The sequence below is a fragment of the Streptomyces sp. PA03-6a genome, assembly GCF_033792765.1.
Lineage (GTDB): Bacteria > Actinomycetota > Actinomycetes > Streptomycetales > Streptomycetaceae > Actinacidiphila.
The window spans coordinates 1-7,314 of sequence record NZ_JARAVK010000351.1 but is presented as its reverse complement, the minus strand read 5'-3'; the positions used below and the strand labels follow the sequence as shown (position 1 = coordinate 7,314).

At 70.6% G+C, this 7,314-nt stretch carries 5 protein-coding genes and 1 pseudogene; 4 read left to right on the top strand and 2 right to left on the bottom strand.

Features of this window, described 5'->3' with window-relative positions; all coding sequences use genetic code 11:
- Positions 1-170 precede the first annotated feature (170 nt).
- A pseudogene (locus tag PV350_RS42600) lies at positions 171-357 on the top strand (helix-turn-helix domain-containing protein); the annotation flags it as partial.
- Between the two features lie 162 nt (positions 358-519).
- Here the strand turns inward: PV350_RS42600 and PV350_RS42595 are convergent.
- A complete protein-coding gene (locus tag PV350_RS42595) occupies positions 520-1,044 on the bottom strand; it encodes a type III secretion system chaperone family protein (RefSeq protein WP_500338755.1) in 525 nt (174 codons plus the stop codon).
- Positions 1,045-1,148: 104 nt separating this feature from the next.
- On the bottom strand, positions 1,149-3,746 hold the full coding sequence (gene clpB / locus PV350_RS42590; protein WP_500338753.1) for an ATP-dependent chaperone ClpB: 2,598 nt from the start codon (positions 3,744-3,746) through the stop codon (positions 1,149-1,151).
- A 181-nt stretch (positions 3,747-3,927) separates the two neighbouring features.
- Between clpB and PV350_RS42585 the strand changes: the two genes are divergently transcribed.
- The 3 genes from PV350_RS42585 (at position 3,928) to PV350_RS42575 (ending at position 7,206) form a co-directional block, all read left to right on the top strand.
- Positions 3,928-4,332, top strand: a complete 405-nt coding sequence (locus PV350_RS42585; RefSeq protein ID WP_499512663.1) for a pyridoxamine 5'-phosphate oxidase family protein — start codon at positions 3,928-3,930, stop codon at positions 4,330-4,332.
- Between the two features lie 116 nt (positions 4,333-4,448).
- Entirely contained in the window at positions 4,449-6,044 is a 1,596-nt protein-coding gene (locus PV350_RS42580; RefSeq protein WP_500338752.1) for an Hsp70 family protein, read from the top strand.
- 22 nt (positions 6,045-6,066) lie between these two features.
- Positions 6,067-7,206, top strand: a complete 1,140-nt coding sequence (locus PV350_RS42575; RefSeq protein WP_500338751.1) for a tetratricopeptide repeat protein — start codon at positions 6,067-6,069, stop codon at positions 7,204-7,206.
- Positions 7,207-7,314 lie beyond the last annotated feature (108 nt).

Here is a 7,314-nt window from a genome sequence, read left to right as displayed (position 1 = left end):
TCAGCCGGTGGCCGTTTGTCTATGCGGGCACCAACCCAGACGCCGGAGCAAACCCCCGCATCAGGTCCAACCCGCTACACCACTTCCAAGGACGCAACCGGCCGGTTCCTGACCATGTGGGGACGCCAGGTGTAGGGGGATTGCCGTCTTAGCTCACTTCGGAGGTTCTGATGACCCACGGAAGTCGCCCGGCTGACGATGCACGGCAAGCCTGTTGGTGCGTCGTGTCGCGATCGATGGCCGCCCCGCGACCCACGTGGCAAGGGAACTTGGTGTCTCAGCACAGTGTGCTCACCGGTGGTGAAGCGGTTCCGCACTGATGCATGGGCAGGTCTGCAGCTCCGTTCAGCATGTCCCGGATCCAACCGCGGCTGCAGATTTCAGAGGTCGGCCTGGTCGTGTTCCTGGAGCGGCTATGGCGCGGCATAGTCGTCTGGTGCTACTTCAAGCGTCGGCTGAGTACGGTCGGCCGACCGAGGCGACCGTACTCAGCCAGGTATTGCGTGCTCGTGGGGGCGCTCAGTCCTCGCCGTCGTCGTCGGTGGACTCCGCGTCCTTCTCCAGCCCGAGGGCCTCGAGGATCCACTTCTCGAACTCGATGGAGGCCCGGACCCAGCTGACGGTGCTGGAGACGAAGTGCTCCAGGCCGACGCCGAGGCCGATCAGCATCTGGGCCTCGCCGATCAGACGGACCGTGCCGTCGTCGTGCGTGTGGGTGTAGACCTTCGGCCACAGGGTGCGGCGGTTCCAGTCGTCGAGCGCCTCGTGCAGCTGAGGCTTGTCCTCGATGCTGTACGGCCGGTCGTAGAAGGTGCGGACCGCGAAGATCTGCTGGTCCTCCTCCCCGCGGAACATGAAGTAGGTGCGGAACTCCTCCCACGGCGCGGCGAGGTCGCCCTCCTCGTCGACGACGTACTTGAGCTCCATCTGCTCCAGCAGCTGCTTGACCAGATCCTGGTCAGGAATGACCACGTTCCCGGCAGGGCCGGGCTGGGGGTCCGGCTGGCCCCCGAAATTCGGAATCGAGGACGGGTCGATGCTCACCTTGCAGTTCCCTTCGTACGGATACACCCATCCTCCCTCACCGCGGGCCGCGCCGTGCAAGCGCGGCCCGCCGTGCCCTGTTCGCGTGCCGTTCCCGGGGTGCCTCAGAGGGTCTTGCCGGTGGTCGCGCCCACCAGCAGCCGGTCGCCGACCCTCTCGACCCGCACCGTGTCGCCGTCCCTGACCTCGCCGGCCAGGATCTCCCTGGCCAGCTGGTCGCCGATGGCGGTCTGCACCAGCCGGCGCAGCGGACGGGCGCCGTAGGCGGGGTCGTTGCCCTCCTCGGCGAGCCAGTCCAGGGCCTCGTCGGTGACGTCGAGGGCGATCCGCCGGTCGCGCAGCCGGTCCGCCAGGCGGTCGGTCTGCAGCCGTGCGATGCGGCGCAGCTCGTCCTTGTTCAGGGCGCTGAAGACCACGATGTCGTCGAGCCGGTTGAGGAACTCGGGCTTGAACGAAGCCCGCACCGTCTCCAGCACGCTCTCCCTCTTCTGCTCGTCGCCGAGCACCGGGTCGACCAGGTACTGGCTGCCGAGGTTGGAGGTGAGGATGAGGATGGTGTTGCGGAAGTCGACCGTACGGCCCTGGCCGTCGGTGAGCCGGCCGTCGTCGAGCACCTGGAGCAGGACGTCGAAGACCTCGGGGTGGGCCTTCTCCACCTCGTCCAGCAGCACCACGGAGTACGGGCGGCGGCGCACCGCCTCGGTCAGCTGACCGCCCTCCTCGTAGCCGACGTAGCCCGGAGGGGCACCGACCAGGCGGGCGACGGAGTGCTTCTCCCCGTACTCGCTCATGTCGATGCGGACCATGGCCCGCTCGTCGTCGAAGAGGAAGTCCGCCAGCGCCTTGGCCAGCTCGGTCTTGCCGACACCGGTCGGGCCGAGGAAGAGGAAGGAACCGGTCGGGCGGTCGGGGTCGGCGATGCCGGAGCGGGAGCGGCGCACCGCGTCGGACACCGAGCGCACGGCCTCGCCCTGGCCGATCAGGCGCTTGCCGAGCTCCTCCTCCATGCGCAGCAGCTTCTGCGTCTCGCCCTCCATCAGGCGGCCGGCCGGGATGCCGGTCCAGGCGGCGACCACGTCGGCGACGTCGTCCGGGCCGACCTCCTCCTTGACCATGGTGCCCCGCTTGGCCACCTCCTCGGCCTCGGTGGCCTCGGCGAGCTCCGCCTCCAGCTTCGGCTTCTCGCCGTACAGCAGCTTGGACGCGGCTTCGAAGTCACCGTCGCGCTGGGCGCGCTCGATCCGGGTGGTCAGGTCGTCCAGACGCTCCTTGAGCTCACCGACCCGGTTCAGGCCCTCCTTCTCCTTCTGCCAGCGGGCGGTGAGGCCGCGCAGTTCCTCGTCCTTGTCGGCGAGGTCCTTGCGCAGCTTCTCCAGACGCTGCTTGGAGGCCTCGTCGGTCTCCTTCTCCAGCGCCATCTCCTCCATGCGGAGGCGGTCGACGGAGCGCTGCAGCTCGTCGATCTCGACCGGCGAGGAGTCGATCTCCATGCGCAGCCGCGAGGCGGCCTCGTCGACCAGGTCGATGGCCTTGTCGGGCAGGAAGCGGGCGGTGATGTAGCGGTCGGAGAGGGTCGCGGCCGCGACCAGGGCGGCGTCGGCGATCTGCACCTTGTGGTGCGCCTCGTAGCGTCCCTTGAGACCGCGCAGGATCGCGATGGTGTCCTCGACGCTGGGCTCGGCCACCAGCACCTGCTGGAAGCGGCGCTCCAGGGCCGGGTCCTTCTCGATCCGCTCGCGGTACTCGTCGAGGGTGGTCGCGCCGACCATGCGTAGCTCGCCGCGGGCCAGCATCGGCTTGAGCATGTTGCCCGCGTCCATCGCGGAGTCCCCGCCGGCGCCCGCGCCGACGACGGTGTGCAGCTCGTCGATGAAGGTGATGATCCGGCCGTCGCTGGCCTTGATCTCCGCCAGCACGGCCTTCAGCCGCTCCTCGAACTCGCCGCGGTACTTGGCGCCCGCGACCATCGCGCCCAGGTCCAGGGCGACCAGCCGCTTGTTGCGCAGGCTCTCGGGCACGTCGCCCTTGACGATGCGCTGGGCCAGGCCCTCGACGACGGCCGTCTTGCCGACGCCGGGCTCGCCGATGAGCACCGGGTTGTTCTTGGTGCGCCGGGAGAGCACCTGCACCACGCGCCGGATCTCGTTGTCCCGGCCGATCACCGGGTCGAGCTTGCCCTCGCGGGCCGCCGCGGTGAAGTCCGTGCCGTACTTCTCCAGCGCCTTGTACGTGCCCTCGGGGTCGGGTGTCGTCACGCGCTGACCTCCCCTGATCTGCTCGAAGGCGTCCTGCAGCCTGCTGCCGGTCGCACCGTACTCCTTCAGCAGCCCACCGGCCGCTCCGCCCTTGAGGGCGATGCCGATGAGCAGGTGCTCGGTGGACACGTACGCGTCCCCGAGTTCCTTCGCCCGCCCCGCCGCGTCGGCGATCACGGCGAGCAGTTCGCGGTTCGCCTGCGGCGGCGCCACCGTGCTGCCCTGGACGCTGGGCAGTCCGCCCAGCAGCCGCTCGGCGCCGGAACGCACCGCGGCGGCGTCCGCGCCGGTGGCCGCGAGGACGTCCAGCACGCTGTCGTTCTCCGGCTGCTCCAGCAGCGCCAGCAGCAGGTGCAGGGGGGTCAGGTCCGCATGCCCGGCCGAGACCGCCTTGGTGTTGGCGGCGTTCAGGGCCTCGCGGCTCTTGTTGGTCAGCTCGGCGTCCACGTCCGCGTACTCCTCCTTCTGGGTCCTTCCGGAACCGTTTCGGACCTGCCTACTCCAGCGTGAGACAAGTTGAGTCTATTCCACTCAAGTCTGTGAATGCCAGCGACGGGCACGGAAAGCCCTTGCAGTTCGGCCCGGGGCTCCGTCGCCCTGGCGCCGACCGGGTGACATCCTTCCCGGTATGACGGTCAACCCACGCGAACCAGATCCCGCCTACCTCGCCTTCTGGCGGGAGTACCTGATGAGCACGCTCACGACCCACCGGGCCGACGGCTCCCCGCACGTCGTGCCGGTGGGCGTGACGTACGACCCCGAGGCGGGGCTGGCGCGCGTGATCACCAACAAGGCGAGCCGGAAGGTCGCCCACGTGCTGGCGGCCGGGCCCGAAGGGGCCCGGGTCGCGGTGTGCCAGGTCGACAAGGGGCGGTGGGCGACGCTGGAGGGCGTGGCCCGGATCAACACCGACCCGGACGCCGTCGCCGACGCGGTACGGCGCTACGCCGAGCGCTACGGCCGCACCCCCGCCCCCAACCCGGACCGGGTCGTCGTCGAGATCGCGCTGACCCGCGCCATGGGCCGCGCCTGACCCTCGGCCCGGCCCCCGCGGCCCTGTCGATCCCGCCCCCGAAACACCCCTGCATGCTGCATGATTGACGCTCCGGCAGATTCGGTTGGCGTACGGCTACGGGGAGGTGCCCGGCTGTGGCACGGGTTGTGGGAATCGATCTGGGCACGACGTACTGCGCTGTCGCGGTGGCGGACCGGACCGGCACCGCGTCCATCGTCCGCAACCGCGAGGGCGAGAACATCACCCCGTCCGTGGTGATGTTCCAGGGCGACGTCGTCGTCGTCGGCTCGCAGGCCAAACGCTCCGCGGCCACCGCCCCGGACCACGTGGTGCAGTTCGTCAAGCGCTACATGGGCGAGCCCACGCCCGTCTACACCTCGGAGTCCGGCACCCCCTTCCGCCCCGAGGAGATCTCCGCGCTGATCCTCAAGCGGCTCAAGGAGGACGCCGAGATGATGCTCGGCGAGCCCGTCGAGCGCGCCGTGATCACCGTCCCCGCCTACTTCGACGACGCCCGCCGCAAGGCCACCCAGGACGCCGGCCGGATCGCCGGCCTGGAGGTGCTGCGGATCGTCAACGAGCCGACCGCGGCCGCCCTCGCGTACGGGCTCGACCAGGACGAGGACGAGCGGGTCGGCACCGTCCTCGTCTACGACCTCGGCGGCGGCACCTTCGACGTCACCGTGATGAAGGTCGAGGACGGCGAGTACGACGTCATCGCCACCGACGGGGACCGCAACCTCGGCGGCTTCGACTGGGACGGGGCGCTGATGGAGCACCTCAACGGCGCCTTCATGGCGGCCGGCGGCCCCGACCTCACCGACGACACCGCCACCCTCGCCGAACTGCGCGACAAGGCGGAGATCGCCAAGCGCACCCTGTCCAACGCCCCGCAGGCCGTCGTCATGCTCTCGGCCGGCGGCCGGCACGAGCAGATCCGCGTCACCCGCGAGAAGTTCGACGAACTCACCGCCGAACTGCTGGACCGCACCCGCATCCTCACCGAGGGCGTCCTGGAGGAGTCCGGACTCACCTGGGACGACGTCGACAGGGTGCTGCTCGTCGGCGGTTCCACGCGGATGCCGCAGGTCCCGGCCCTGGTGGAGCGGCTGTCCGGGCGGACCGCGGAACGCGGCGTCAGCCAGGACGAGGTGGTGGCCCTGGGGGCCGCGCTGATCGCCCTGGACGCCGAGGTCCGCGCCGAACAGGCCGCCGAGCGCAAGAAGTACATCGGCAGCGGCGCCCACGTGGAGTCCGCCCCCGGCGACGGCCTGGCCCGGCTCACCAAGGGCAGGGTGAAGTCCATCAAGGACGTCACCTCGCAGTCGCTCGGCATGGTCGCCGTCCACGACGACGCCCCCCGCTCACCGGAGTACAACGCGGTGATCATCCCGCACAACACCACGGTCCCCGCGAAGGAGAGCGACACCTTCTACACGGTCCGGGAGCGCCAGTCCGCGCTGCGGGTGCAGGTCACCGAGGGCGAGGGCGAGGACCTGGACTACGTGAAGGTCGTCGGCGAGAGCACCCTGAAGATCCCGCCGTACCCCAAGGGCGCGCCCTTCGAGGTGTACTACGCCTACGACGTGGACGGCATCATCCACGTCGAGGTCAAGGACCTGACCTCGGGCGAGTGGCTCGGCGAGTTCGAGGTCGAGCGCCCGGACAACCTGGGCACCGAGGAGCTCGAGGAACTCAGCGACCGCGTGTCCCGCACCGCGGCCCTCTGACCGGAGCGGGAGCCGACGCCCCATGACCACGACGGACGTGCCCGACTACTACGCCGAGTTCGGGATCGGCACCGCCGACAGCGCCGAGGAGATCGGCAGGAAGCTCGACCGCGAGCACCGCAGCTGGGCGGGGAAGGCGAGCAAGGCCCCCACCGCCGACAAGCGCCGCGAGGCCGAGGACAAGGTGCGGCGCGTGCTGGAGGCCCGCAAGGCGCTCACCGACCCCTCCGCCCGCGCCCTGTACGACCGGCGGCTGGCCCGGTCCCGGAAGAAGGGGCCGGGGCCCCGGGAGCCGGAGGCCGTACAGCCGACCCTCGGCGGCACCGTACGCGACTGGGTGGGCAACGCCGAGCGGAACATCGAGGACGGCGACCTGCAGGCCGCCGAGTACGAGCTCCGCCAGGCCGTGCACCACGACGACCGCAACGCCTACGCCTGGCGACTGCTGGGCGCCGTCCACCAGGACCTCGGCGCCTACCAGGACGCCCTCCAGGAGCACCGCAGGGCGCTGCAGCTGGACCCGGACGACGCCGCGAACCACTTCCAGATCGGCAACGTCCACACCGCGCTCGGCGACCACCACACGGCCCTGACCTGGTACATGAAGGCCGACGACCTGGCACCGGGCGACCTCGGGACCGAACTCGCCGTCGGCGACGGCCTGTACGCCTCCTCGCGCTTCGACGAGGCGCTGACCTGGTACGAGAAGGCCCTGGCGCACAGTCCCGGCCACACCGGGCTGCGCGACCAGATCAGCCGGATCTGGTCGCTGCGTGCCGAGGGCTCGATGATCACGCACCCGGTCACCCGGAGGCTGGTCGTCGCCTCCGAGGAGGCCGCCCGGCGCATCTTGCACTGCGTCGACCAGGGCCTGGCCGTGCGCCCGGCCGATCCGGACCTGCTGGGGCGGCTGGAGTTCTACCGGGGGCTCGCCGCCGAGTCCCTGGGCAAGACCTGGCGGTGGCACAAGAGCATGCTCTGGGTCCTCGTCCCGGCCGTCGTGGTGCCGCTCACGCCGGCCAGGCCCTACGCCTGGTTCGTGGCGCTCGCCGCCCTCGCGCTCATCGCGTGGATCGGCTTCCGACCGCGCTGGTGGCACACCCGCGCGTCCCTCCCCCGGCACCTCCTCAACCCGCCTCAGCAGTACTGGAGCCGCGCATGAGCACCCCGCCACCGCTGCCTCCGCAGCCTCCGCAGGTCCCGCCCGTGCCGGCCGTGCCGGCCGTACCGGTGGTGCCGGTGGTGCCGGTGGTGCCACCCCTGCCGGAGG

Bases quoted from the DNA above. Each gene is read 5' to 3' on its own strand.
- PV350_RS42585 (WP_499512663.1), top strand. From the start codon at position 3,928: ATGACGGTCAACCCACGCGAACCAGATCCCGCCTACCTCGCCTTCTGG.
- PV350_RS42575 (WP_500338751.1), top strand. From the start codon at position 6,067: ATGACCACGACGGACGTGCCCGACTACTACGCCGAGTTCGGGATCGGC.